The following is a 24,845-nucleotide window of genomic DNA, read 5'->3' as shown; positions in this document are numbered from 1 at the left end:
AAGAGGAATGAGCAGTGAAGTAAAAACAGAAAACAGCAAGAGTTATGGAGTATTGGTAGATATACCGAAGTGCATAGGATGTGAGAGCTGTTCAGTAGCCTGTAAGTTGTGGAACGAGCTGGAATGGACGGCAGAGGAAAAGACCAAGACAGCGATAGATAGAGCGAAGGAACCCAATAAAGGCCTTTGGCCGGAAGAGTGGACGGCAATCAACCATTATGACTTAGAAAAGGACGGATCTCCGGCCTGGAGGTTTGTAAAAACACAATGTATGCACTGTGAGGAACCGGTCTGTGCCTCAGCATGTTTCTCCAAAGCGTTTCAGAAGCTTCCGCAGGGCCCGGTTATTTATGACCAGAGCCTCTGTGTCGGCTGCCGCTATTGTATGATGGCCTGTCCGTTCGACGTTCTGACGTATGAATGGAAAAAAGCAATACCTGGTGTAAAAAAGTGTCAGATGTGTCCGACCAGGGTGGCCAATAACGAAGCTCCAGCTTGTGCATCAGTATGTCCCACGGGAGCGATAATCTTTGGCGAAAGAGAAGAACTTTTGGCCGAAGCGAAAAAGAGAATTAAAGAAAACGGTTATGTGGACAGAGTGTTTGGAGAAAAAGAAGCAGGGGGAACCCAGTGGCTGTATATCTCTGATGTGCCGTTTGAACAGATGAGATTCAATACGAATGTGACAACCAAACCGATGCCGTCTTATACCGCGGGTTACATGAAGATGACCCCGATTGTCGGTTTGAGCTGGGCAGCGATTCTGGCCGGACTGTACGTATACAATAATAAAGGTAAAGATCACCTGGGATAATGATAAGAACGTAAGGAGGGAAAAGAATGGAAACGGCTCGTAAGAGATGGAGTTTTACAATAACCCCAATGAGGCTTGTATTTGCGGCCTTGGCTGTATTAGGGATACTCATGATTCTGGTGCGTTTGATCTGGGGTCTGGGTGTTGCAACCAACCAAAACGACCAATGGACATGGGGGCTCTGGAAATTTGTTGTTTTCACAGGAATTGCCTTAGGCGGCAGCGGATTTACCATGGCATTCATGGTATTCATACTGCGCAGAGACCAATTTTTCCCGGTAGCCAGAATAGGGATGCTCATATCTTTGATCGCATATATTACCGGTATCCTTGGGCTGTTTGTTGATATCGGACAATGGTTCAACTTCTGGACACCCTTCGTATCCTGGGGTCATGAGAGTGTCCTGTTCGAAGTCTTAGTTTGTATCACGATCTACGCGATAGTGCAGGTATTAGAATTCTGTGAAGTGGCGACAGAGAAGGTTTTTAAAGGTTATCATAAATATTTTAAAGCGGCTTTGCCGGTATTATTAGTTATTGGAGTCACGTTGCCGACTTTGCACCAATCTTCGCTGGGCGGACTGTATTACCTGATGCTTGGCAAACTTGATCCCCTCTGGTCATCACAGTTAATCGCTCCGTTTTTCCTGGTGACCTCCTTGTTTGTAGGCCCGGCTATGATGGCGGTAGTGATCAGACTTTGTGGAAAAGCGTTCAACTATGATGTCGATCCATCCGTTTTAAAAGGATTGATCCGGATCGCGGGTGCACTGATGGTTCTGTACCTGGGGATGAAGATCGTTGATTTGGCGATAGCGGGAAATCTGGGCAGAGTATTCGCGTTTGATTATGCCAGCATCATGTTCTTAATTGAATTAGGAGCCGGCGTATTGATCCCGATCTTCATTGCCTTCAGTAAATCAGCGGGAACCAGCAAAGGACAAACGATCTTCGGCCTGCTAACGGTCGGAGGTGTAGTTCTAAACCGCTTCAACATGGTATTTACCGGAGTAAGCGAATACTTCGGACAATATGGCAGCGCGTATTTCCCGTCCTGGATCGAAGTCATCGTATGCTTGGGACTGATATCTATCGGCTGCCTGGCGTTCCTGTTCCTGTCAGAAAACTTCAGTGTTTTCAGTCACAGAGGTGATGAGCCTACGGTAGGAATTATGACTGAAGACGGCAGATATGCTTTCTACAAATAAGAAAAATAATTAGAAGCAGAATGAATCTGCGAAAAGCTGAGAAAAGGCAGCTGCTCTATTCATGGATTAGGGTGGTTGCTTTTTTTTATTGCTCCCGAAGAGAATATTTTGAATAAGTAACAATTGTTACGGGTTTTTAAGATTTTTTGTCTTAAAATAGACCGTAAAGAAAGGAAACAAAGAAGAGAATAAAGGCTGGATTCCATGTGTTGCTGTTTTTGGCAGCAGAAATTATAAATTAACGATAAATTCATCTGGTAAACAAAATAAAAATAAATTATAATAAGTACAAAATAATAAAATTTTAAAAATTCTTAAAGCAAGGAGGTAAAGATATGGCAGAAAAAGTTAAAAAAGGAATTACATTATCCAGGCGTTCCTTTTTGAAATTTGCCGGAGGATTGAGTGTGACAGGAGCTGTTTTAGGACTTGCCGGCTGCGGTAAACCGCTTACGCCTGAAAAGGCGGCAGGAGGAGATGGCTGGCTGCCGACTCAGTACGATAATCGGGGTGATTTTCCCACTCAGGTTAAAGGAAGAATATCAATTGATCCTAAAAATCCGTCAATTACCCGGGATGACCAGAAATGTATCCTTTGCGGGCAATGTATCGAGGTATGTCAAAATGTTCAGACGGTATACGGATATTACAAGCTGCCGATTAAAAATGAAACAATATGTGTGAATTGCGGACAATGTACCCACTGGTGCCCGACTGCGGCCATCACTGAAGTCGATGATACCCAAAAAGTCTGGGAGGCCCTCGCCGACCCGGATAAAATTGTGATTGCCCAGACTGCGCCGGCGATCAGAGTTGCGATTGGTGATGATTACGGATTCCCGATCGGAACCAATGTCGAAGGGAAAATGGTCGCGGCTTTGAGAGAAATCGGGTTTGACTATGTTGCGGATACGAACTGGGCTGCCGACCTGACGATTATGGAAGAAGCTTCGGAGCATGTCCATAGATTGAAGGATCCCACTGCCCCTTATACAATGTTTACGACCTGCTGCCCGGCATGGGTAAAATTTATGGAATATTACTATCCGGAAATGATTCCGAAATATTCGACATCTAAATCCCCTCAGGCGATGATGGGGGCCATGATTAAAACCTATTTCGCCGAAAAGAAGGGTATTGATCCCAGTAAAATCGTCTCAGTGGCGGTTATGCCATGTGCCGCTAAAAAGTATGAATGTACTCGTGAAGAATTGAACAGCGCCGCAAAATATCACAACAAACCCGGTATGCGGGATATTGATGTGGTCCTGACCACCAGAGAATTTTCAGAGATGCTTAAAATGAAGAAGATCGATCTGGCGAAGCTTCAAGACAGCGATTTTGACAATCTGGTCGGTGAAGCTTCCGGTGCCGGTTATATTTTTGCCAATAGCGGCGGAGTTATCGAAGCGGCTGTCAGAACAGCTTACTTCCTGGCTACCGGTGAGCAGCCTCCGGCTGTAGTGCTTGATTTGCAGCCCGTCCATGGCTTGCAGGGCATCAAGGAGGCGACTTTGGAAATCCCCGGTATTGGTGAGGAGAAAATAGCCGTTGCTCAAGGGTTAAACAATGCCAGAAAAATTTGTGATATGATCAATGCCGGTCAGGCGCCCTGGCGTTTGGTTGAGGTTATGGCATGTCCCGGCGGTTGTATCAGCGGCGGTGGACAGCCAAGATCCTCGGTGCCTCCTCAGGATAGGGTCAGAGAGAAAAGAATCGAAGCTGTCTATAAAATCGATAAGAGCATGAGAATTCGTTTAAGTCATGAAAATCCGGAAATTAAAAAGATTTATACTGAATTTTTAGGACAGCCGTTAAGTGAAGAGGCGGAACTGCTTCTGCATACTCATTATGTACCGAAGGATCATCTTTTAACTGCGAAAAAACCATCAGAGTATTAAAATGCCCGGGAGGTGAAGAGGAATGAGCAGTGAAGTAAAAACAGAAAACAGCAAGAGTTATGGAGTATTGGTAGATATACCGAAGTGCATAGGATGTGAGAGCTGTTCAGTAGCCTGTAAGTTGTGGAACGAGCTGGAATGGACGGCAGAGGAAAAGACCAAGACAGCGATAGATAGAGCGAAGGAACCCAATAAAGGCCTTTGGCCGGAAGAGTGGACGGCAATCAACCATTATGACTTAGAAAAGGACGGATCTCCGGCCTGGAGGTTTGTAAAAACACAATGTATGCACTGTGAGGAACCGGTCTGTGCCTCAGCATGTTTCTCCAAAGCGTTTCAGAAGCTTCCGCAGGGCCCGGTTATTTATGACCAGAGCCTCTGTGTCGGCTGCCGCTATTGTATGATGGCCTGTCCGTTCGACGTTCTGACGTATGAATGGAAAAAAGCAATACCTGGTGTAAAAAAGTGTCAGATGTGTCCGACCAGGGTGGCCAATAACGAAGCTCCAGCTTGTGCATCAGTATGTCCCACGGGAGCGATAATCTTTGGCGAAAGAGAAGAACTTTTGGCCGAAGCGAAAAAGAGAATTAAAGAAAACGGTTATGTGGACAGAGTGTTTGGAGAAAAAGAAGCAGGGGGAACCCAGTGGCTGTATATCTCTGATGTGCCGTTTGAACAGATGAGATTCAATACGAATGTGACAACCAAACCGATGCCGTCTTATACCGCGGGTTACATGAAGATGACCCCGATTGTCGGTTTGAGCTGGGCAGCGATTCTGGCCGGACTGTACGTATACAATAATAAAGGTAAAGATCACCTGGGATAATGATAAGAACGTAAGGAGGGAAAAGAATGGAAACGGCTCGTAAGAGATGGAGTTTTACAATAACCCCAATGAGGCTTGTATTTGCGGCCTTGGCTGTATTAGGGATACTCATGATTCTGGTGCGTTTGATCTGGGGTCTGGGTGTTGCAACCAACCAAAACGACCAATGGACATGGGGGCTCTGGAAATTTGTTGTTTTCACAGGAATTGCCTTAGGCGGCAGCGGATTTACCATGGCATTCATGGTATTCATACTGCGCAGAGACCAATTTTTCCCGGTAGCCAGAATAGGGATGCTCATATCTTTGATCGCATATATTACCGGTATCCTTGGGCTGTTTGTTGATATCGGACAATGGTTCAACTTCTGGACACCCTTCGTATCCTGGGGTCATGAGAGTGTCCTGTTCGAAGTCTTAGTTTGTATCACGATCTACGCGATAGTGCAGGTATTAGAATTCTGTGAAGTGGCGACAGAGAAGGTTTTTAAAGGTTATCATAAATATTTTAAAGCGGCTTTGCCGGTATTATTAGTTATTGGAGTCACGTTGCCGACTTTGCACCAATCTTCGCTGGGCGGACTGTATTACCTGATGCTTGGCAAACTTGATCCCCTCTGGTCATCACAGTTAATCGCTCCGTTTTTCCTGGTGACCTCCTTGTTTGTAGGCCCGGCTATGATGGCGGTAGTGATCAGACTTTGTGGAAAAGCGTTCAACTATGATGTCGATCCATCCGTTTTAAAAGGATTGATCCGGATCGCGGGTGCACTGATGGTTCTGTACCTGGGGATGAAGATCGTTGATTTGGCGATAGCGGGAAATCTGGGCAGAGTATTCGCGTTTGATTATGCCAGCATCATGTTCTTAATTGAATTAGGAGCCGGCGTATTGATCCCGATCTTCATTGCCTTCAGTAAATCAGCGGGAACCAGCAAAGGACAAACGATCTTCGGCCTGCTAACGGTCGGAGGTGTAGTTCTAAACCGCTTCAACATGGTATTTACCGGAGTAAGCGAATACTTCGGACAATATGGCAGCGCGTATTTCCCGTCCTGGATCGAAGTCATCGTATGCTTGGGACTGATATCTATCGGCTGCCTGGCGTTCCTGTTCCTGTCAGAAAACTTCAGTGTTTTCAGTCACAGAGGTGATGAACCTACGGTAGGAATTATGACTGAAGACGGCAGATACGCTTTCTACAAATAAGAAAAATAATTAGAAAAGCAGAATGAATCTGCGAAAAGCTGAGAAAAAAGCAAGCGGCGGTAACAAAACACAGTCTACCCAAGGCGTCTCACATCAGGTGAGGCGTCTTTTCTATTGGGCGAAAGAGATATATAAAAGAGAGGATATAGAGAAAACAGGATATAAATCCTGCATTTCTCCTTCTCTTATCATGCTAAAAGTATTAGAGTTAGTTATTGAGAAATGCGAATAGGGTTTTCATAATTACCTTCATTTTTTTGCACCTCGCTAAAATTTTCATAAACTGGTAAATTTGAATAGGATTCCTTAATCTCATTTATGGTGGAAAAATATTCACCATTTAAATGTAAATCGAAGTTATTTTCATCATTTTTTATCAAGTAGGCGTTTTCCGCTGTCAATTCAACTAAAACTGTCGCTTCGTTTTCTGGTAAAAAATAGTATGGTTTAAACACAAAGGAGAATGAAAAGATTGTTAATGTTAATACAAGCGTTCCTGCTAAAAATATACTTTTCATATTTTTGTTTGTAGGTTTCGAATTTCTACAATCCATGACAATATGATAACGCTGTTTTAGAGTACAACCATCACTATTGAGTGTTGACATTAAATTGCCTTGTCTTATTTTTCTTCGGTAGTTAGCTGTTTTTAGAAGACATTCCATATAGTTGATGCGTTCTAATTCACTCATTGATTTAGTAGTCATGATATCCGTATGTAATTCAAGTGCCCTAGATACCTGTTTTTTAAGTAATAAAACGAGCGGATTCCACCAATACAGTAAACACAATGATTCCATAACGAATTTAACTAAAAGGTCATGATTGTAATAGTGTCTAACTTCATGACTAAAAACATGAAACAATTCATCATCAGAAAAGTCTAAGTCAGGTAAAACAATGGTTGGCTTTTTCAGGCCAAATATAAGTGGAGTTGTAATTGTAGATGATAGCATAATAGTAAAGTGGCCAGGCTTAGAATACTTTTTTAAAACTTTCTGTAGAATAGGCTGTATTCTGCTATGCATCTCTGCTGGTAATTGACATATTGAGCTTTTAAATTTCTGAAAAATAATAAGGCTTCTTATAAATCCTATTAAAGTACCTGTCATCATAACAGTATATAAAATATGATAGACATACAAATAACTGTTGCTAATGGGTACCAAACGAAAATTCATGAAGGAAACCATATCAGGTAGCAAAAATGTACAATCCACAGTATTTGCTATATCAAGTTCAATTGGAACGAATAGGCGTATAATTACGATTGCTATTAAAAAAAGAGCAAAGTTAATTTCAATAGGATCAACATTCTTATTCTTTTTTAAGAATAACCATATAATGATAATAATAACGTTACTGAATAATATCATGGTAAAAAAAGAGGTGAAAGAAAACTCCAAATGGATCACTGTCCTTTTCTTTTAATTTTCTCTTTGCGTTCTTTCAGCATTTTCTCTAATTCCTCAATAACAGATTCTTCGTTTTTTTCGTACTCCAACAGAGTTGATATAATGCTAGGCATTGAAACACTTTCATTTAAATTTTGAAACTGGTTGATAAGTTGCCGCATAGTGTATTCCCTTGAACTTACAGTTGCTTGATAACTACGTGAAAGAACTGTGCCACTGTAAACAATATCTGCAATCCCAACCAGCTTTTTACTCAACAAATTTCTTAATACGGCCTGTACGGTATTGATACTTAATGAATTACCCATCTTAGCAATATCGGAAGCGACCAGAGGTTTGTCCGATGACCACAAAATATTCAGTATATCCATTTCTCTTTCGGTTAATCTTGAGTTGTTTTTTTGCTTTGACATTTATAATTCTCCCTTTATCTAGATGAGTTTATTTTATACAAAAAAATTAAACATATCAATAATAGACCTGCAATCATTTTAATTGAATGTTTTATTATTACTTGACAAATATATAATTGAATGATTTAATGACGTTGTAATTATATTACATAGTTAGTGGTGAAAATACCGTAAAATAATTGTACGAGAAAGGGCGTGTTATGTTTATAAAAAGGAAAGCAGGAACTGCTTACAATACAGCGTATAGCAAAGTTGAATACACTTCGACTTTGTTATACGCATTGATTTTACATTTTTACAATAATGTGAAATCAAAAGTCGTTTGGGAGGGGCAATATTTATGAACACACAAAAAAAAAGAATTTATCAATTCTGTATTCTTATAATTGTTTTAATGCAAATAATTGCCTTAACGGGATGCAATAATTCTAGAATACGCGAAGAAAATGATGGAGTACAACATTTAGTGAGCGAGAATACTCGAGGATACTACTTTGACTTATATACTGCTAAGTCAAAAAATCTAGAACGAAAAGGCATCATAGAATTACAAGAATATAATGATGATATGCTTTTTAGAGTTGAAAACGGAGGTCAGCAGCGACAGTTTTCAGTACAGGTTTTCATAGATTGTAGGCAAGTACCAATAAAGATTGACGGTACAGAGTATAATACGTTTTTCATAGATGCTCCTGAAAATTTCGGACGTGATTTTACGTTTCAATTAGCTGAGCCTATTGACACAAATTATAATCATTCATTGTTGGCAATACTCACTGCAGGAACTGATGTATTAACAAATGAAGTTAACTTTGAAATGTCAAATAATTATTCTATCGCAATTGATCACATGCTATCTTTTGGAAGAGATAATGCTATGGCACAATCAGAGTATAATATCGAAAAGACAGAAACCGTCACAGGGTATCAAGCGGCTGGACTACTGTTGAATACTGACACCAGAGAATATAAGAGAACGATGCCAGGTAGAGAATTAAAGCTACCAGCAGGTGAAAAATTTTCTTTACAGTATCAAGTCGGCGGTTATGAAGATTGTGAGGAAGTAGCCGTTATTATTACTATTGGATTGGAGCAGTCTAATATTAATAATCAGGATTACATCTTATGTGAAGTTGAAAATGGTGAGTTGGTTCGAGGTATCGTGAACATAAATGCACCGCAGCAAGAAGGAGAATATGAAATAATGGGTTGGGTAATTAAAGATCCCTTTGATGCAGATAAAACTGAATATAGGCCGCTTGATAGTTCTTATAGATTTACTTTAAATGTTGAATAGACATCTTCTTTTTTCAGCTGAATAACTGTACGTCAAAGAGCCAAAGAGCGGCAAAACAGTCGGAAGCCCAATTCTCAGCACAGCTATTAACAACGAAAGAGACTAGCACGAGCAGGATATTATGATTTCTCTGCGCAATACGAGTCTCAATGGAAATTGCACTTATGCGGTTGAACCGCGCCGTATACAGATCAGTACGTATCGTAGAGTGAGGTCGGTCTACTCAATTAATGAAGTAGCCTCCTACTCGATTTCCCTGCAAGCCCAGGGCAATAATTTAAAGGATGACTCAAAGCTCAAGGATGGAAGCCTCGTCCCGATCCAGTTTTTTCATACAGCCGGAAATTCTTTTTTGGAAAAGCGGATCAGTTGAAGCTTCTTTGATCTGCCGCAGGAGATCGATTGTACGGCGATAAACAGCGATAATGTCTCCTTCATCTAAATTGCACAAATGATGGATCTGGCTGAATTCAGCCCCTTTGCTCCAGGCATAGGTGATTCCGGCGACACGAGATTCAAAACGAACCGCTTCCGTACCGCAAATGGACTGGAGATACTCTATCATTTCTTTAACAGCGGAAAAATCTAAAGAGTCATTTTTGATAAAGAAATCATTCTTTTTATTTTCATAATCAATACAGGAGATCAAAGCATTGAGTTCATCATCGTCCAGAGTTTCCGGATACCCGGAAAAAATCAATTCTGTGACCAGTAATTCCTGGACATAAATATGACGGGCAAATTCGCCGCGGGGCAGAATAAGATCACCCTCAATGTATTTTAATTGGGCCAGCTGATTTTTTTTATATAAGAATTCATTTAAGAAAGTATTGTGATCGGCCAATACGGACAATTGAGCCTGAAGATCATTTTTCATCGTTTTAATTTCCCGCCATCTGGAAGACAGGGATTTGCAATTTTCCTGTTTTTTCAGAGAACATTTTTTGGGGGAAGAGTGGAGGACTTTCTCCCATTTTTTAATTTTGCGCAGCATCTCCCTGCCGTATATTTTGTTCTTTCTTCTGGGCTCAAGCCTGTTGTATGATTTGCGCAGCCGTTCCAACTCCTTAAGCTTCGGATAATAATTGGCCGGGCAGCGGTAAGAGCTTAAGTTGTGGCAGGAAAGGGAACGAATGGCCGCATGTTCCTGATCCAATTCCCTGATACGCCGGTCAATACGTTCTGATATAACATGATGAGAATAAGAAGCAAAGCTTTTTTTGAAAAAAACCTCTATCTGTTCCAGATTGAGTGTAGCCATCAGATTGAGAACAGTGTTGTAGGAAAGCTTAAACTGGCTGGACAGCGGTTCCAGTTTATTGATATTAAATTTGGGCAGGGTATTTTTATACAGATAATTCAGGTCGACAACAGCGAAGGAATAACCTTTTTCATCGATACCCCGCCTGCCCGCCCGCCCGGACATTTGAAAAAATTCATGATTTTTAAGCTCCCGAAAATCCCTGCCGTCAAATTTTCTCAGGGAATCAAAACAGACTGCTTTGACAGGGTAGTTGATGCCGACACTGAAGGTTTCGGTACAGTAAAGAACATAAATGTATTTTTGCAAAAATAAATCCTCGACAATTGATTTTTGGGCCGGAAGCAGGCCGGCATGGTGATAGCCAATTCCTTTCCGGCAGACCCGGAAGAGTCTTCTGGTTGAGGAAGACCAGCCTTCTTCGGGTCCGAATTGCTCGAGGAAAAAATCCTTCACTTTGGAACTCTGAAGAGGTGTTAAGAAATGATTTGTATTGGCCAGTTCATGAGCTTTTTCCGCACACTGTTTGCGGCTGAAAACAAAATATAAAGCCGGCAGGTAGCCATTTTTAATGTTCTCGATTAAATCAAGGTGAGAGGTGGGCTGAAAAAGAGAAATTCCGTCCTGATTGCTGCCGGAACGGATTTTTGAGGTATAAAATTCAATTAATTGTTCATAGGTCACTGATCCGGTATCTTTCGTGTAATAATAATAGGCCAGAGGGACAATTCGCTTTTGCTCTTCAACCAGAAATACTTCTTCCCCCCTGATTGATTCAATCCATTGGGTCAATTCCGCGGCATTGGCGATTGTGGCGCTCAAACCGAGAATCTTGATGTGCATAGGTGTCAGGATGATGGATTCTTCCCAGACTGTGCCGCGGTCCTCGTCATTGAGCCAATGAATCTCATCAAAAATAACGTAGGAAACATCATTGAGCTCAGGGTCTTCCGTGATGACCTGGTTGCGGAAAATTTCTGTGGTCATAATCAATAGGCCTGCTTCGGGGTTGATGACAATATCCCCGGTCAGGATACCAACCTTTTCAGGGCCAAATTGGCTGGAAAAGTCCTTGAACTTCTGATTGCTCAAGGCTTTGATCGGGGCTGTATAGACAATTCTCTTATTTTCATTCAGGGATTTTTCCACGAGATAATCGGCAATAAGGGTTTTCCCCGTACCGGTCGGGGCCGAAACGATGACAGATAAATGATTGTTGATGGCAGTTAAAGCATCGATTTGAAATTGATCAAGCTGCAGACCTTTGTATTGGCGCATATTATCCTCCATAATTGTCCTTGAAACAGAATCCCGGAAAAATCTCTCAGTTACTATTTTATCCTAAAAAAGTAAAATTACCAAAGTTTAATTTTCAGAATAAATAGAGAGAGAACTGCTTTTCAGCTTTAGGCCAAAAGCAGTTCTCCTGTGCTTGTGCAAAACACAAATCTTCTTTCCTCAACATTGCCAAAATCATATTATCTTTCATGAGCAGGGTTGGCGGCAACTAGTGTTATTCCGGCAACAAGTTCAGTCAAGATTCTTGTTTTATCATATAAGAGCTGAGATTCCGCATTCTTGATGATCTCCCCCCTGCGGGTACTGAAATATTTCGGCGGCAAGCGATTCAACGCATAAGTGATGATATCGGCACGGCACTTTTCGCACTTGCAGGGCAGTTCATTATGTTCCATATATTCATCGAGAGCTTTTCTGACTAACAGTTCAGTAAGATTCTTAATTTCACACATTAGTTTTAATCTCCCTAAAAGATAATAATAATCATTATACTATTAAATTCTAAAAAATGGTATAAAAAAATATAAGATCGACGGAATTCTCGTTTAAAATAAACGAAAAAATAAGTTGGCTTTTTATTATCAGCAGGATTATTGTATAATGAGGATAAACAAATAAAGGAAATACTAAAAATGGAGTATGGACAAAAAAATAAATCTCAGTATGTTCAGGATACCTTTAATTCCATTGCCTCCAGATATGATCTGATGAATTCCTTGATGAGCATGGGGATGGATCGTTCCTGGCGGCGCAAAACTGTACAAACAGTCAAGGCCGGACCGGGCTTGAACATTCTTGATCTTTGCTGTGGAACGGGCAAAATGGTGATGGAAATCGGAAAACGTGTCGGACCTTCCGGGCGGGTGACAGGCTTGGATTTTTCTGAGCAGATGCTGGAGAAGGCCCGGGAAAACTTGTTGGAATACCCTTATCGGGACCGTGTAGACCTCATTCAGGGCGATGCGATGAAGTTGCCCTTTGAGCAGGGGACTTTTGATGGGGTAACAGTCGGCTGGGGCCTGAGGAATGTGCCTGAGCTTCGCCGGGTTGTCCGGGAAATGGCCCGTGTAATCAAGTCTGGCTCGATGGTGGTCTCAATAGATATGGGGAAGCCTGAGATGCCGGTCTTTAAGCAGGTTTATTGGCTGCTTTTCCGTAAGCTGGTTCCTTTGATGGGCAAATTATGGGCAGGAAAGGCAAAGGAATACGAGTACCTCTACAGCTCCGCCTGCGAATTTGAGTCACAGCAGCAATTAGCGGCGATATTTTGTGAATGCGGACTGACCAATACCGGCTATAAAAATTTAATGGGTGGTGCTGTGGCGATTGTATATGGACAGAAGCCTTAACCAATCCTGCTGAAGCCCAGGGCTTTTTCTGGCGCAGGAAAAGAAAAGTTAAAAAGTAACAGGGGCTTTACCTTGCTGTAACAGGAATTTGATGATCGTGGTCAATACTGTTGCTTAAAGAACGAACAAGGGGGCAAGTCTGTGAAAAAAAGCTACATTATTGATACGAATGTGCTTTTGCAATCACCTCAGGCTATTTTCGCGTTTGGAGACAATCATGTGATTATTCCTGAGGTGGTTTTGGAAGAACTTGACCGGTTCAAGAAAGAATCTTCGGAAAACGGGGCAAATGCCCGGCAAACAGCCCGAATCATTGATCTGTTAAGAGAAAAAGGCGACTTAACAAAAGGGATTGAACTGCCGGGAGGGGGGCTTTTGCGCATCGAGCTTAATTTCCATGATATTGAACTTCCCGCAGGGTGGTCCCCGGCAAAGGCGGATAACAGGATCTTAAAGGTCTGCAAAGGCCTCAATAAAAGAAATGAAAAGGCTATCCTGGTGACGAAGGATATCTTTGTCCGGATAAAAGGGGATATCATCGGTTTGACGGTTCAGGATTTTCAGAATGAACAGGTTGTTATGCCTGATTCCCAGTACAGGGGCAGAACCATAGTTTATACAACACATAAAAAAATGGATGATTTTTATCAAAAAGAATGCTTAAACCCTAAGCATCTTTTTATCATTAATGAAGCATCGGGAAAAAAGGAAGATGTTCAGCTGGTGATGAATGAGTTTGTCACTCTGGTTAATGTTGAGAGCAGTAAACAGACGGCACTGGGCAGATTTGACGGCCGGCAGGTTTCTCCTTTGAAATATGCGGACGAGCGTCCGTACGGGATCAGACCGCGCAATGTAGGACAGCGTTTTATGCAGGAAGCATTGATGATGAGTTCTGAAGAGATCCCTCTAGTGATCATAAAAGGCGCGGCCGGGACGGCAAAAACCCTGTTTTCTCTGGCTATCGGTCTGCATAAAATCATGAACCAGAAGGACCGGGCTTATCGTAAAATCCTGATTTGCCGCCCCAATGTCAAATTTGACGATGATATCGGTTATCTGCCGGGCAGTGAAACAGAAAAGCTGGCGCCTTTTATGCGGGCGGCAATTGATAATCTGGAAATTCTTGTTGACCATGATGAAGAGGAACGATATAAGAACGAAAAAGAACTTAGAGATAAAATAGACGAGCTTTTCCAGCGCAACATTATTACGACCGAAGCCATTACTTATATTCGGGGCAGGTCTATCCAGAAAAACTGGGTCATGATCGATGAAGCCCAGAATCTCACTCCGAAACAGATCAAAGGAATCGTTACCCGCGCCGGAAAGGGCACAAAAATTATTTTAACAGGAGATCCGGATCAAATTGATCATCCCTATCTGGACAGCCGGACAAATGGGCTGAGCTTTGCCTCCGAACGGATGAAAGGAAGCCCTTACTGCTGTCAGATCACATTAAATGATGATGAATGTGAGCGCAGCCGGCTGGCCTTTGACAGTGCGGTGAGAATGACCACTTTCTGAGCGGCTGGACAGAGAGGGATTGCATTAATCATCAGGGGCTGCCGCAGAGAACAGAGTAATCCGTTCAGGCGGCAGCCCGTGGTTTATGGTAGAGTATTTTCCTGGATTTGAGCAGTTCCCGCTGTTAGTTAAAGATATTCCAGCCCGGATCAGCCACAGAAGTTCTTCCATCCAAATCAGTGTAGGCGCTTTCCCCATGCTGGGTAATATCCAGTCCGGAATCCTGCTCCTCATGGGAAGCGGCAAGCGGGGTGACCAGCCCTACTACTTTTAAAATCACAAAGGTTGCCAGGCCGCAATACGCGTAGGTTGCAAGAACGCCCAGAAACTGAACGAGCAGCTGGGCGGAAGAGCCGTAGAGCAAACCGTCGGCGCCATTGGGATTGACGAGTGTCGTACAGAATATTCCGGTAGCCAGAGTCCCCCAGGTACCGCCTATACCATGGATTCCAAAAGCATCCAGGGAATCGTCGTAACCGAGTTTTTCTTTGAGATAGGCTACCCCAATATAGCATAAGCCGGTGGAAACCAAGCCGATGACAATCGCCGCAAGAGGGGTAACAAAGGCACAGGCCGGAGTAATCGCCCCCAGCCCGGCAACTGCTCCGGAGAGCGCGCCGAGAACAGTAGGTCTGCCGTGATGGAGTTTTTCGATCAGCATCCATCCCAGCAAGCCCGCGCAGGCAGAAATATGTGTAGTTGTCATGGCCAAAACGGATATCCCGTCAGCCGCCAATTCACTTCCGCCGTTAAACCCAAACCAGCCGAACCAAAGAAGGCCTGTCCCAAGCAGGACATATGGCATATTGTGGGGAATAGGCGGGTCGTTTTCCCTGTTTAAGCGTTTGCCGATGACCAGGGCGGCAATCAGACCGGAAAAACCTGAGCTGATATGGACAACCATACCTCCGGCAAAATCCAGAATATGCAGGTCGGCCAGCCAGCCCCCGCCCCAGACCCAGTGGGCCAGCGGAGCATAAACCAGGATACTCCACAAGGCGATGAATAGCACATAGGCCGGGAAACGCAGGCGCTCAGCTGTTGAGCCCGTAATAATGGCCGGGGTAATGATGGCAAACATCAGCTGGAAGAGAACAAATAACAAGTGGGGGATCGTAGCCCCTTCGCTTTTTGGCTCCAGACCGACATTGTTCAAACCGGCAAAATCGAGATTGCCGATAAAGTGGCCGACATCCGGTCCAAAAGCTAAAGAATAACCGATACCTACCCATAAAATAGTGATAATTCCGATTGCGGCGATACTCTGAATCATGATGGAAAGGACATGGCGCTTCTTGACCAGGCCTCCGTAAAAAAAGGCCAGGCCGGGGATCATCAGAAACACTAATGCGGTACATACGGACATAAAAGCAATGTCGCCAGTATTCATTTTTCTCCTCCTAAGTTATGACGATTTTTATAAAATAAAGAAGCCTGACAAAACCTATGCAAAATTTGCATAAGTTTGATCAGGCTTCTTTGCCAAAAAAATTACTGTATACATTATAAAGATTAGAAAAATGAAAAGCAAGCACAAAAATATCCGCTAGAATTAGGGGTTTTCAGAAATAATTTCCTTAATCAAACAACATTGAATACTGTATACATATAAAAATTTTAGGCAGATTTCCGGGCAAACGGTCCGTTTCATTTTTCTGGAAGGCCAATCGAAGAGATGTACATATTTGTTTCATTTCAGTAAAGAATATCGTTAAATCATATTTTCTGTGGAGGTAGTAAAAATGAGTGTGAGTGAGATCATGTCTGCAAGAATATTTTCAGCAGACCAAAATTCCAGCTTGTCTGATATTGCCAAAATCATGAAAGAGCAGGATATCGGGGCTGTCCCAGTCTGTGAAGGAGACAGACTATTAGGCATTATTACGGACCGGGATATCATTGTCAGAGCGGTTTCCGAAAAAAAAGACCTGCAGAAAACCCTGGCCAGGCAGGTGATGACCTTAGACCCTATTTGTATTGAAGAAAAGGACTCCATCAGCCAGGCCGCCGATCTGATGGCAGAATACCAGGTCAAAAGGCTGCCGGTGCTGAAAAGTGGAAAACTGGTCGGAATCATCACTTTGGGCGACCTGGCCATTGAGCACCTGAATACGGACCAGGCGGATGCCATGAGTGGGATAGCCAGGGGAATCACCCATTAAAATCCAAATAGATTCTTTTCCTTAAAATGATCATGGGGTGTCTGCAGGCACCTCTTTTTATATGCCGCGGTGGAGTGGTGGGCCACAATTCTGAAGAAGAAGAAACCTTAGGGATAAGGGATCCCGGATTTTCAGTGATAAATTGTCCGAAAAATAAAGACAGAGAGGCAATCGCTTGGTAAAATAAGAAGCAGAATAAGCTCGGCTGATGAGGAAACGGTATGAAGGAGTCAAAATGTCTATTTTTCTATACATCCTGGGGAATAATATTTTACCTGTTTTTATCATGGTCGGATTGGGGTTTTTGTTAAGCAAAAGATTCAGCCTGAATCTATTTACACTCAGTAAATTTAATTTCTACTTATTTATTCCGTGTTTTATCTTTTTTAATCTCTATACGGCCAGCTTATCCGTAACCCTTCTGAAAATCTTATTTTTCGGGCTGGCCTACATGATCGCCAATGATTTACTGGCCAGAGTAATCGCTAAAATCCGGAAATATGATATCGGGATGACCAGTGCGTTCAAAAATTCGATTATGTTTAACAATGCCGGGAATATAGGAATATCCCTGATCACCCTTATTTTCAGTCATGCCCCTTATGTCATTGATGGAGAAACCCCTTACTTGAACCAGGCGCTGACCGCTCAGGTCATTATTTTGACCTTTATGAATATCACCATGAATACCATTGGTTTCTACAATGCGGGGAAAGCCAAGAAGGATTGGAAGGAGTCTGTTGACCAGATTTTAACGATGCCGTCAATCTATGCGATTTTGCTGGCGATCGTACTGAAATATTTTATGGTTGATATCACAGCAACTCCGTTATGGCCAACGCTTGAATACATCAAAGACGGCCTTGTGCCAATGGCCTTATTCACCTTAGGGGTTCAGCTTTCGCAAACAGAATTTGATTTTAGAAATATTGATGTCAATATCGCCGTGTTTACCCGGCTCATTATCGGCCCTTTGCTGGCACTGGCCGGCATAAAACTGTTCGGTTTTTCCGGGGTTGTCGCTCAGACCATATTTATTTCCTATTCCGTGCCGACGGCGGTAAACACAGCTTTGATTGCCATCGAATGCAACAACTATGAAAATTTCTCCTCGCAGCAAGTCATGGTATCCACGATATTCGGCGCCATTACGCTGACCTCGGCCATATACATGGCCGGAATTTTATTTCCGATTTAGACGGAAAGGTTTCCGGTGAGGGGCGCAAGGGCATCAGGCCGGAATTGGAGAAGAAGACAAAGCGGGAATTCTTTTTTTGCCCGGAACAAGAAAAAGAGAGAAAAAAGTTTTTGAGAAAGAGGCTGATCAATATGGAAATCGGTGCCAAGGGAAAGTCGGAAACAGTGGTGACAGAAAAAGTGACGGCAAAAACATTGGGCAGCGGGACTCTCGACGTTTTGGCCACCCCGATTATGGTGGCCATCATGGAGAACGCGGCGACCAGAGCCCTTGATTTGCCGGAAGGTCAGACCAGTGTCGGCACCTATCTGGAGATTAAGCATCTGGCGGCGACTCCCGTGGGGATGAAGGTGTGGGCAGTTGCCGAAATCACCGGGATTGAGGGCCGCAAGCTGTCTTTCAAAATTGAGGCTTATGATGAAAAAGAAAAAATCGGTGAGGGAGAGCATGAAAGGTTCATCATCAATGCCGAAAAGTTTCTGGAGAAAGCCTATGCAAAACTATCCTGATCAGGAGTTCAAGGAAATCAAGGAACGTAACCCGGAGCAATAGCTCAGGGGAATTCAAATGCCGGTCAGGAGATAAGGATAAAGGAAAATGGAAGAGCTTATTACCATCAGCAAGCCGTCATCAGCAGAGCAGGTTATCGACAAATCCAGGTTTATTGCTGTTGCTGTCCCCGCCGCAGACTCAGGCGAAACAGCGGCCCGGCTCCTCGATGTCAAAAAGGAATACCCTAATGCCCGGCATTATGTCTATGCTTACCGCCTGAACAGGGGGAAACTGGAAAAATCATCAGATGACGGTGAACCGCAGGGGACGGGAGGACGGCCGGTCCTTGATGTGTTGCAGCATAAAAAACTGTGGGATGTTCAGATTGTTGTTGTCAGGTACTTCGGCGGAGTCCTGCTCGGTACAGGCGGGTTGTCCAGAGCCTATGGCGGGACGGCCAGAATGGCGATTGAACATGCTTGCATAGAGAAGCTTACTCCGCATCTGGTTTACGGCCTGACCATTCCTTATGCCAATTATGAACAAGTCAGATATTTTATCCGCAACCACTGCTGGGAAATCTCCAATGAACAATTCCAGGAAACGGTAGCTTTTGATGTTGATATTCCCCAAAAAGAAGACAGCCTTTTTCAAAAAGGAATCGGGGAAATCTTCAACGGGCAGATGGTTTGTCAATTGAAAGAAACGATCCTGAAAGCCGTGGCGGCAGATCAATGAAGGCAAAATCAAAGCCTGTTTGACATCCGGATCTGAAAGAAGATGGACAAAGGTGATGAACGAGTGATTAATGACCGGGGTGGGAGTTCATCAGCGTATGGAGGTCCTGATCAAAGATTTCGTTTTTCTGATCGGCTATCTGGATGAAGTCCCCATAAAGCCGGTCCAGCTGATTTGATTCCGGTCTGTAGCCCAGTTCAAAAAGCTTGTGCCTTAAAGCGTGCTTGCCCGATCTGGCGGTGAGAATGATCTGATTCTGGCTGGCGCCAATAGTGGCCGGATCAATAATTTCATAGGTTTCCCTTTCTTTCAGAATCCCGTCCTGATGAATCCCGGAGGCATGTTTAAAGGCATTGGGGCCCACAATCGGCTTATGATAGGGAATGGGAATGCCGGTTATCCGGGAAACCAGACTGCTTGTCGCGGTAATCTCCCTGGTGTGGATATTGAGGGCAAAGGGATATTCTTTTTTCTTGGAGTGCAGGGCCATGATCACTTCTTCCAAAGACGTGTTGCCCGCCCGTTCGCCAATCCCGTTGATGGTTCCTTCAATCTGAGTTGCACCGGCAAACAGGCCGGCCATGGAATTGGCCGTGGCCATACCGAGATCATTGTGGCAATGAATGCTGATGATGGCCTGATCGATATTTTCCACAGTGTTTTTGACAAATGAGATCAGTTCCCCGAATTCCCAGGGGGTGGCATAGCCTACTGTATCCGGGATATTGATGACGGTCGCCCCGGCCTTAATGACTTCCTGAAGGATCCTGGCCAAAAAGTTACGGTCACTTCTGAACGCGTCTTCAGCATAAAATTCCACATCATGACAATACGTTTTGGCGTGTTTGACACAGGCACAGGCCAAATCAATCACTTCCTCAGGCTTCAGATGCAGTTTTTTCTCCATGTGAAGATCAGATACAGCTATCCCGGTATGAATCCGGGGATTTTCAGCATATTTGAGGGCCTCCGCGCAAAGATCAATGTCCGCTTGGACACAGCGGGTCAAACCACAGATCACCGCTCCTTTGATATTTTTGCTGATTTCTTTGACCGCTTCATAGTCTCCCGGTGAAGAGACAGGGAAGCCCGCCTCGATGATATCGACGCCAAGGCGCACGAGCTGTTCGGCGATTTGTAATTTTTGCCGGACATTTAACGTTATTCCTAGAGACTGTTCACCATCCCTTAACGTTGTATCAAAAAAATAGAGCTTTTTCATCGTTTGGACCTCCTTAAAAATAAAAATAAAAAAGCCCTTACATCTCGTATGAGACGTAAGGGCTATTATTCCTTCGCGGTACCACTCATGTTAACGGGGTTCATTCCGTTCACTCAAACAGAATACGGGATCTGTGATCCGATATTCCCTTCCTTGTAACGGTGGAAGTTTCCGTCCAACCTACTTAAACTGTTCAGCCGGCGACTCAAGGGGGAGTTGGGCTTTGGCTTCGGCTGCTTCGCACCAAACAACAGCTCTCTGAACCTGCCGGTCAGCTTAATATTCCCTATCACAGTCATTTTGAACTATTTTTTTTTATCTTATCAAGTGATAAACGCTTTGTCAATTCTTTGCAAAGATTATTTTTTGTGTGCTGGAACAATCCCGGTCCAAATCGGCTTTTCTGATCCTAAAAGGATTATTGTATGCTTTTGGAGAATTTAAATAAAATTGTCATTAGCAAAATAATAGGGGTGAAGGATTTGAATAAAGAATTGATCACATCTAATTTTCCGATAAATGTTTGCTGCTTTTCAACTTTATAGCTGGTCGGAGGGCTGCCTTAAGAGGGTTTCACTGACACTGATATGGTCTTTTCCAATCAGCAGATGTATTCTGAATTGATCGTAATTGGAATGGAATTGGGATTTAGACCGCCGTTTTGCTTTAATCATTTTATTCTCCGCCTCATCGTTTATTCTTTGTCTAAGCAATCTGTTATTTATATTATTCATGAAATCGTTTTTTTCATTCCCGTTTGCTTTGGGTAAGTTATGGTATTTCCAGTGCCCAAGGTTGTTTCAAAAGCAAAGAAAGGTTATGATAGATTAAGATCAAGGTATCGGAGAAAGGAGTCTATTAATGGCTCGTTTAGTGATCATGGATGGCAACAGTTTGCTCAACAGGGCTTTTTACGCTTTGCCGCCGCTGACTTCGGCTGAAGGACTGCCGACAAATGCCGTCCACGGATTTTTAGCCATGCTTTTACGTATTCAGAAAGAAAAAAAACCGGATTGCTGGGTCGTTGCTTTTGATAAAACAAAGGCAACCAAAAGAATTGAAATGTATGATCAATATAAGGCTCAGCGTAAGGAAACCCCCGAGACTCTCAAGCCTCAATTTGCCTATCTTAAAGAAATTCTCGGCGCGATGTCCGTGCCGGTTCTGGAAAGTGAGGGCTATGAAGCGGATGACCTGATTGCCACGGTGACCAGAAGGGCAGAGGCGGAGGGGATGGAAATTATCGTCATCACCGGGGATAAGGATGCCTTTCAGCTCGTTTCCGATCAAACCACAGTTGAGATGACGATCAAGGGAATTTCTACGGTTGAGTGTTATAACAAGGACAAGCTGTTTGAAAAATACCAGCTGAAACCGGAACAGATCATTGATTTAAAGGGTCTGATGGGCGACCCTTCGGATAATATCCCCGGTATTCCGGGCATAGGCGAAAAAACCGCTTTGAAACTGCTTTGGAGTTTCGGCAGTTTGGAGCAGGTGCTGGAAAATGTTGATGCGGTGCCGGGCAACAAGCTTAAAGCATTATTGAAGGAATATCCTGAACAGGCCTTGTTGAGCAAGAAGCTGGCAACAATGATTGATCAGGTGCCGATAGATTTTCAAATCGGGGATTTTGTCCGCACCAAGCCGGACAGCGAAAAAACGCTGGGGCTTCTGCACCAGTACAGTCTGAGTATGATCTGCAGGCTGTTTGAGCAGACTCTGGATCAAGATCAAGAGGGGCCGGCTCGTTCGCGGGGACCGGCCAAAAGTCAAGACAGGCGGGACAACGAAAACGGGAAAAACAACCGGAACAACAAAAACAATCAGGACAGTCAGGATAATCAGGAGGATAACCGGGACAGTCAAGCAGGGCCGTCTTATGAGGAACGGATTCTTGATCCCGGCGGCTGGCTGGAACAGATCAGCAGCTGGATGACGGAAAAAACGGAGCTGGTGATCAGCTACAGGCTGGAAGGGGAAGCTGCCCATCTCTCTGTCTGGAACGAAATGGGGATCTGCGACCAGAGAAATACCTATTCCTTAGACAGAACCCAAATAGATAAAAATGTGCTGGCGAAGTGGCATGAGCTTCTTGGCTCACCGCGGGTATTCAAGATTATGGCTGATCATAAAACACTGTACTCTGCTCTGGCCAATGAGGGGGTCCGTCTGGACGGCCTCAAATATGATCTTAGTCTGGCCGCTTATTTGATGAATCCGACCAGATCATCCTATCAGGCGGCTGAATTGTTAAGCGGTCAGGCAGACGAACTTTTTTTCTCTGCGGCCAGGGAAGCCGGCCTTCTGGCCCACGAGTTTGAAAACAGCCGGAAAAAGCTTGAGGAGCTGGGCTTATCCTCCCTGCTTCATGAGCTGGAGGAACCATTAAGTATTGTTTTAGCGGAAATGGAACGACAGGGAATATCTGTAGACAGAGAGATGCTGGAGCAAATCGGGTTTGAACTGGAAAAGAAAATCGCAGTCATTGAGGAGGACATTTATCAGATTGCCGGAGTCAGTTTTAATATTAATTCCCCTCAGCAGCTGGGTAAGGTTCTTTTTGAGCAGCTGGAGCTTCCGCCTCTCAAAAAAATAAAAACAGGCTATTCAACGGATGCCGAAACCTTGGAGGAATTGGCGGGTCAACACTGTATCGTTGAAAAAATATTGGAATTCAGACATCTGGTAAAGCTGAATTCGACTTATGTGAAAGGATTGCTTGGCCAGCTCCGGGACGGCAAAGTCCATACCACATTTCAGCAGATGGTCACGGCGACCGGAAGATTATCCAGCACAGAGCCGAATTTGCAGAATATCCCCATCAGGATGGAAGAGGGGAGGAAGCTGCGCAAGGTATTTGTTCCTTCGAGAGGAGGCTGGGAGCTGTTTTCGGCAGACTATTCCCAGATCGAGCTCAGGGTGCTTGCCCATTATTCTCAGGACCCGATCCTTTGTCAGTCTTTCCAGACAGGAGAGGATGTGCACGCCAGAACAGCTTCGGAGGTATTTGGTGTTCCCCTGGAGCAGGTCACTCCCGACATGCGCCGTAAAGCCAAGGCCGTCAATTTCGGATTGATGTACGGACTGACTGACTTCGGCCTGGCTCGTGACATCCGTATCCCCAGGAAAGAGGCTAAATTTTATATAGAAAGATATTTTCAGAGGTACAGCGGTGTCAAGAAATATTTGAATGATTCTGTGGTGAATGCCATGGAAACAGGAGAAACAAGAACACTTCTCAACAGGCTGCGCCAGACTCCCGAGTTGAACCACCAGAACCGGACAGTCAGACAGTTCGGACAGAGAATTGCCATGAACAGTCCGATCCAGGGCACGGCTGCCGATATTATGAAACTGGCAATGATCAGGGTTGACGAAGCAATGAAAGGGTTGGAAGCAAATTTGCTGCTTCAGGTTCATGACGAATTGCTGCTGGAGGTCTCAGCCAGGGCCTTGCCTGAGGTGGCCCAAATCGTGAAAACGGAAATGGAAAGCGCTCTTTTGCTGACGGTTCCTTTGCAGGTGGACTGTAAGACAGGGGTGAACTGGTGTGATATGGGAAAATACCATATCTGAGCGGGAAAAGGATTGAGCGGGCTTTAATCAGCGGGAAAAGGGTTGAGCGGGCTTTAATCAGCGGGAAAAGGGGTAAAAGAGGAAGGGGTTAAAATATGCCGGAATTACCTGAAGTAGAAAATATCAGGCTTTCACTAGCCAAAAATATTATTGGTCAGGAAATCAAAGAATTTAAACTCTTCTGGCCGGACGTTTTTGTCAATGCCACCGACCTTGACCCCAATGACTTGCTGATTGGAAAAAAGGTGGAAAGCCTCGGCCGCAGGGGAAAATATTTGTTTATTCACCTTGCGGGCAGCGTGACTCTGATCCTGCATTTCCGCATGACCGGCAAACTGATCTACTATCAGGGGGAACATGAGCCTGAAAAGCACACTCATGCTGTCTTCTATCTGGAGAACGGGCAAATCCATCATTCGGATATGAGGAAGTTCGGACGAATCCAACTGGTGGAAACCGCTTTACTGGGTAAGGTGCCGGCAATTGCCAAACTTGGACCGGAACCGTTTGATGAGCGCTTTTCTATAGAAGTTTTCGGCCAAAGGCTTTCCGGCAAAAAAAGCACCATTAAATCGGCTTTGCTTGATCAGGAGACGGTGGCCGGGATCGGCAATATTTACGCTGATGAGGCCTTGTTTATGGCTGGAATCAGGCCGGAGCGAAGGACAGCATCGCTTAAAATTTCGGAAGTGATTTTATTGTACGATGCGATTCAAGGAGCGCTCAAAGCAGGAATCGAGGCCGGGGGGACATCATTTCGCGATTATCGGGATGGGGACGGCAACAAAGGCCTGTTTCAGGAAAATCTTTATGTTTATGGGCGGGCCGGTCAGAATTGCAAAGTTTGCGGTTCTGTTCTTGGGAAAACGAAAACAGCAGGCCGGACAACCGTGTTTTGTCCGGTGTGTCAAATATAGACGGAGGAGTTCGGAA

Annotated in this window: 19 protein-coding genes and 1 pseudogene; 14 read left to right on the top strand and 6 right to left on the bottom strand. The window is 44.0% G+C overall.

From position 1 onward, the window contains the following. Nucleotides 1–7 precede the first annotated feature (7 nt). The 5 genes from SGLY_RS10900 (at nt 8) to nrfD (SGLY_RS10880) (ending at nt 5,960) form a co-directional block, all read left to right on the top strand. Nucleotides 8–814 (top strand): 4Fe-4S dicluster domain-containing protein, encoded by an 807-nt coding sequence (locus SGLY_RS10900; RefSeq protein ID WP_013625340.1) that lies wholly within the window; start codon nt 8–10, stop codon nt 812–814. Nucleotides 815–840: 26 nt separating this feature from the next. After that, nucleotides 841–2,022, top strand: a complete 1,182-nt coding sequence (gene nrfD, locus SGLY_RS10895) for an NrfD/PsrC family molybdoenzyme membrane anchor subunit (protein ID WP_013625339.1) — start codon at nt 841–843, stop codon at nt 2,020–2,022. Nucleotides 2,023–2,357: 335 nt separating this feature from the next. Beyond that, on the top strand, nt 2,358–3,923 hold the full coding sequence (locus SGLY_RS10890) for a [FeFe] hydrogenase, group A (protein WP_013625341.1): 1,566 nt from the start codon (nt 2,358–2,360) through the stop codon (nt 3,921–3,923). Between the two features lie 22 nt (nt 3,924–3,945). Next, nucleotides 3,946–4,752: a 4Fe-4S dicluster domain-containing protein gene (locus SGLY_RS10885; RefSeq protein ID WP_013625340.1), complete on the top strand. Its 807-nt coding sequence runs from the start codon at nt 3,946–3,948 to the stop codon at nt 4,750–4,752. A gap of 26 nt (nt 4,753–4,778) precedes the next feature. Further along, nucleotides 4,779–5,960, top strand: coding sequence for an NrfD/PsrC family molybdoenzyme membrane anchor subunit (gene nrfD, locus SGLY_RS10880; protein ID WP_013625339.1), 1,182 nt, complete (start codon nt 4,779–4,781; stop codon nt 5,958–5,960). A 212-nt stretch (nt 5,961–6,172) separates the two neighbouring features. On the opposite strand, the gene SGLY_RS10875 is transcribed toward nrfD (SGLY_RS10880), so the two are convergent. Both SGLY_RS10875 and SGLY_RS10870 read right to left on the bottom strand, forming a co-directional pair. Next, nucleotides 6,173–7,375 carry a M56 family metallopeptidase gene (locus SGLY_RS10875; protein WP_148228128.1) on the bottom strand — a complete coding sequence of 401 codons (1,203 nt, stop codon included), beginning with the start codon at nt 7,373–7,375 and terminating at the stop codon, nt 6,173–6,175. Next, nucleotides 7,372–7,788, bottom strand: a complete 417-nt coding sequence (locus tag SGLY_RS10870) for a BlaI/MecI/CopY family transcriptional regulator (RefSeq protein WP_013625337.1) — start codon at nt 7,786–7,788, stop codon at nt 7,372–7,374. The genes SGLY_RS10875 and SGLY_RS10870 overlap by 4 nt, the downstream gene beginning before the upstream one ends. A gap of 340 nt (nt 7,789–8,128) precedes the next feature. Here SGLY_RS10870 and SGLY_RS10865 point away from each other — a divergent pair, with 340 nt between their 5' ends. Then, complete coding sequence (locus tag SGLY_RS10865) at nt 8,129–9,085, top strand: hypothetical protein (protein WP_013625336.1); 957 nt, start codon at nt 8,129–8,131, stop codon at nt 9,083–9,085. A gap of 289 nt (nt 9,086–9,374) precedes the next feature. Here the strand turns inward: SGLY_RS10865 and SGLY_RS10860 are convergent, their stop codons facing one another. Both SGLY_RS10860 and SGLY_RS10855 read right to left on the bottom strand, forming a co-directional pair. Next, nucleotides 9,375–11,624: a DEAD/DEAH box helicase gene (locus tag SGLY_RS10860; protein ID WP_013625335.1), complete on the bottom strand. Its 2,250-nt coding sequence runs from the start codon at nt 11,622–11,624 to the stop codon at nt 9,375–9,377. Nucleotides 11,625–11,824: 200 nt separating this feature from the next. Then, on the bottom strand, nt 11,825–12,097 hold the full coding sequence (locus SGLY_RS10855; RefSeq protein WP_013625334.1) for a late competence development ComFB family protein: 273 nt from the start codon (nt 12,095–12,097) through the stop codon (nt 11,825–11,827). A 180-nt stretch (nt 12,098–12,277) separates the two neighbouring features. Between SGLY_RS10855 and SGLY_RS10850 the strand changes: the two genes are divergently transcribed. Then, nucleotides 12,278–12,994, top strand: a complete 717-nt coding sequence (locus tag SGLY_RS10850; RefSeq protein ID WP_013625333.1) for a demethylmenaquinone methyltransferase — start codon at nt 12,278–12,280, stop codon at nt 12,992–12,994. Nucleotides 12,995–13,135: 141 nt separating this feature from the next. Then, nucleotides 13,136–14,521: a PhoH family protein gene (locus SGLY_RS10845; protein WP_013625332.1), complete on the top strand. Its 1,386-nt coding sequence runs from the start codon at nt 13,136–13,138 to the stop codon at nt 14,519–14,521. Between the two features lie 124 nt (nt 14,522–14,645). Here the strand turns inward: SGLY_RS10845 and SGLY_RS10840 are convergent, their stop codons facing one another. Next, entirely contained in the window at nt 14,646–15,911 is a 1,266-nt protein-coding gene (locus tag SGLY_RS10840; RefSeq protein WP_013625331.1) for an ammonium transporter, read from the bottom strand. A gap of 352 nt (nt 15,912–16,263) precedes the next feature. Here SGLY_RS10840 and SGLY_RS10835 point away from each other — a divergent pair, with 352 nt between their 5' ends. The 4 genes from SGLY_RS10835 (at nt 16,264) to SGLY_RS10820 (ending at nt 19,111) form a co-directional block, all read left to right on the top strand. Then, a complete protein-coding gene (locus SGLY_RS10835) occupies nt 16,264–16,683 on the top strand; it encodes a CBS domain-containing protein (RefSeq protein ID WP_013625330.1) in 420 nt (139 codons plus the stop codon). 235 nt (nt 16,684–16,918) lie between these two features. Continuing rightward, nucleotides 16,919–17,881 carry an AEC family transporter gene (locus SGLY_RS10830; protein WP_013625329.1) on the top strand — a complete coding sequence of 321 codons (963 nt, stop codon included), beginning with the start codon at nt 16,919–16,921 and terminating at the stop codon, nt 17,879–17,881. A gap of 131 nt (nt 17,882–18,012) precedes the next feature. Continuing rightward, nucleotides 18,013–18,390 carry a thioesterase family protein gene (locus SGLY_RS10825; RefSeq protein ID WP_013625328.1) on the top strand — a complete coding sequence of 126 codons (378 nt, stop codon included), beginning with the start codon at nt 18,013–18,015 and terminating at the stop codon, nt 18,388–18,390. A gap of 88 nt (nt 18,391–18,478) precedes the next feature. Beyond that, nucleotides 18,479–19,111, top strand: a complete 633-nt coding sequence (locus SGLY_RS10820; protein WP_013625327.1) for an IMPACT family protein — start codon at nt 18,479–18,481, stop codon at nt 19,109–19,111. 82 nt (nt 19,112–19,193) lie between these two features. Here SGLY_RS10820 and SGLY_RS10815 read toward each other — a convergent pair. Further along, nucleotides 19,194–20,333: pseudogene (locus SGLY_RS10815) on the bottom strand (2-isopropylmalate synthase); the annotation flags it as partial. A gap of 861 nt (nt 20,334–21,194) precedes the next feature. Here SGLY_RS10815 and polA point away from each other — a divergent pair. Both polA and mutM read left to right on the top strand, forming a co-directional pair. After that, nucleotides 21,195–23,912: a DNA polymerase I gene (polA, locus tag SGLY_RS10800; RefSeq protein WP_013625324.1), complete on the top strand. Its 2,718-nt coding sequence runs from the start codon at nt 21,195–21,197 to the stop codon at nt 23,910–23,912. 95 nt (nt 23,913–24,007) lie between these two features. Then, nucleotides 24,008–24,829 (top strand): bifunctional DNA-formamidopyrimidine glycosylase/DNA-(apurinic or apyrimidinic site) lyase, encoded by an 822-nt coding sequence (gene mutM, locus SGLY_RS10795; RefSeq protein ID WP_013625323.1) that lies wholly within the window; start codon nt 24,008–24,010, stop codon nt 24,827–24,829. Nucleotides 24,830–24,845: the final 16 nt, after the last annotated feature.

The sequence above is a fragment of the Syntrophobotulus glycolicus DSM 8271 genome (assembly GCF_000190635.1).
GTDB lineage: Bacteria > Bacillota > Desulfitobacteriia > Desulfitobacteriales > Syntrophobotulaceae > Syntrophobotulus > Syntrophobotulus glycolicus.
The sequence above is the reverse complement of the archived record's forward strand: the minus strand, read 5'-3'. Positions and strand labels throughout refer to the sequence as shown.

Bases quoted from the DNA above. Each gene is read 5' to 3' on its own strand.
- SGLY_RS10900 (WP_013625340.1), top strand. From the start codon at position 8: ATGAGCAGTGAAGTAAAAACAGAAAACAGCAAGAGTTATGGAGTATTG.
- nrfD (WP_013625339.1), top strand. From the start codon at position 841: ATGGAAACGGCTCGTAAGAGATGGAGTTTTACAATAACCCCAATGAGG.
- SGLY_RS10890 (WP_013625341.1), top strand. From the start codon at position 2,358: ATGGCAGAAAAAGTTAAAAAAGGAATTACATTATCCAGGCGTTCCTTT.
- SGLY_RS10885 (WP_013625340.1), top strand. From the start codon at position 3,946: ATGAGCAGTGAAGTAAAAACAGAAAACAGCAAGAGTTATGGAGTATTG.
- nrfD (WP_013625339.1), top strand. From the start codon at position 4,779: ATGGAAACGGCTCGTAAGAGATGGAGTTTTACAATAACCCCAATGAGG.
- SGLY_RS10870 (WP_013625337.1), bottom strand. From the start codon at position 7,788: ATGTCAAAGCAAAAAAACAACTCAAGATTAACCGAAAGAGAAATGGAT.
- SGLY_RS10865 (WP_013625336.1), top strand. From the start codon at position 8,129: ATGAACACACAAAAAAAAAGAATTTATCAATTCTGTATTCTTATAATT.
- SGLY_RS10860 (WP_013625335.1), bottom strand. From the start codon at position 11,624: ATGCGCCAATACAAAGGTCTGCAGCTTGATCAATTTCAAATCGATGCT.
- SGLY_RS10855 (WP_013625334.1), bottom strand. From the start codon at position 12,097: ATGTGTGAAATTAAGAATCTTACTGAACTGTTAGTCAGAAAAGCTCTC.
- SGLY_RS10850 (WP_013625333.1), top strand. From the start codon at position 12,278: ATGGAGTATGGACAAAAAAATAAATCTCAGTATGTTCAGGATACCTTT.
- SGLY_RS10840 (WP_013625331.1), bottom strand. From the start codon at position 15,911: ATGAATACTGGCGACATTGCTTTTATGTCCGTATGTACCGCATTAGTG.
- SGLY_RS10835 (WP_013625330.1), top strand. From the start codon at position 16,264: ATGAGTGTGAGTGAGATCATGTCTGCAAGAATATTTTCAGCAGACCAA.
- SGLY_RS10830 (WP_013625329.1), top strand. From the start codon at position 16,919: ATGTCTATTTTTCTATACATCCTGGGGAATAATATTTTACCTGTTTTT.
- SGLY_RS10825 (WP_013625328.1), top strand. From the start codon at position 18,013: ATGGAAATCGGTGCCAAGGGAAAGTCGGAAACAGTGGTGACAGAAAAA.
- SGLY_RS10820 (WP_013625327.1), top strand. From the start codon at position 18,479: ATGGAAGAGCTTATTACCATCAGCAAGCCGTCATCAGCAGAGCAGGTT.
- polA (WP_013625324.1), top strand. From the start codon at position 21,195: ATGGCTCGTTTAGTGATCATGGATGGCAACAGTTTGCTCAACAGGGCT.
- mutM (WP_013625323.1), top strand. From the start codon at position 24,008: ATGCCGGAATTACCTGAAGTAGAAAATATCAGGCTTTCACTAGCCAAA.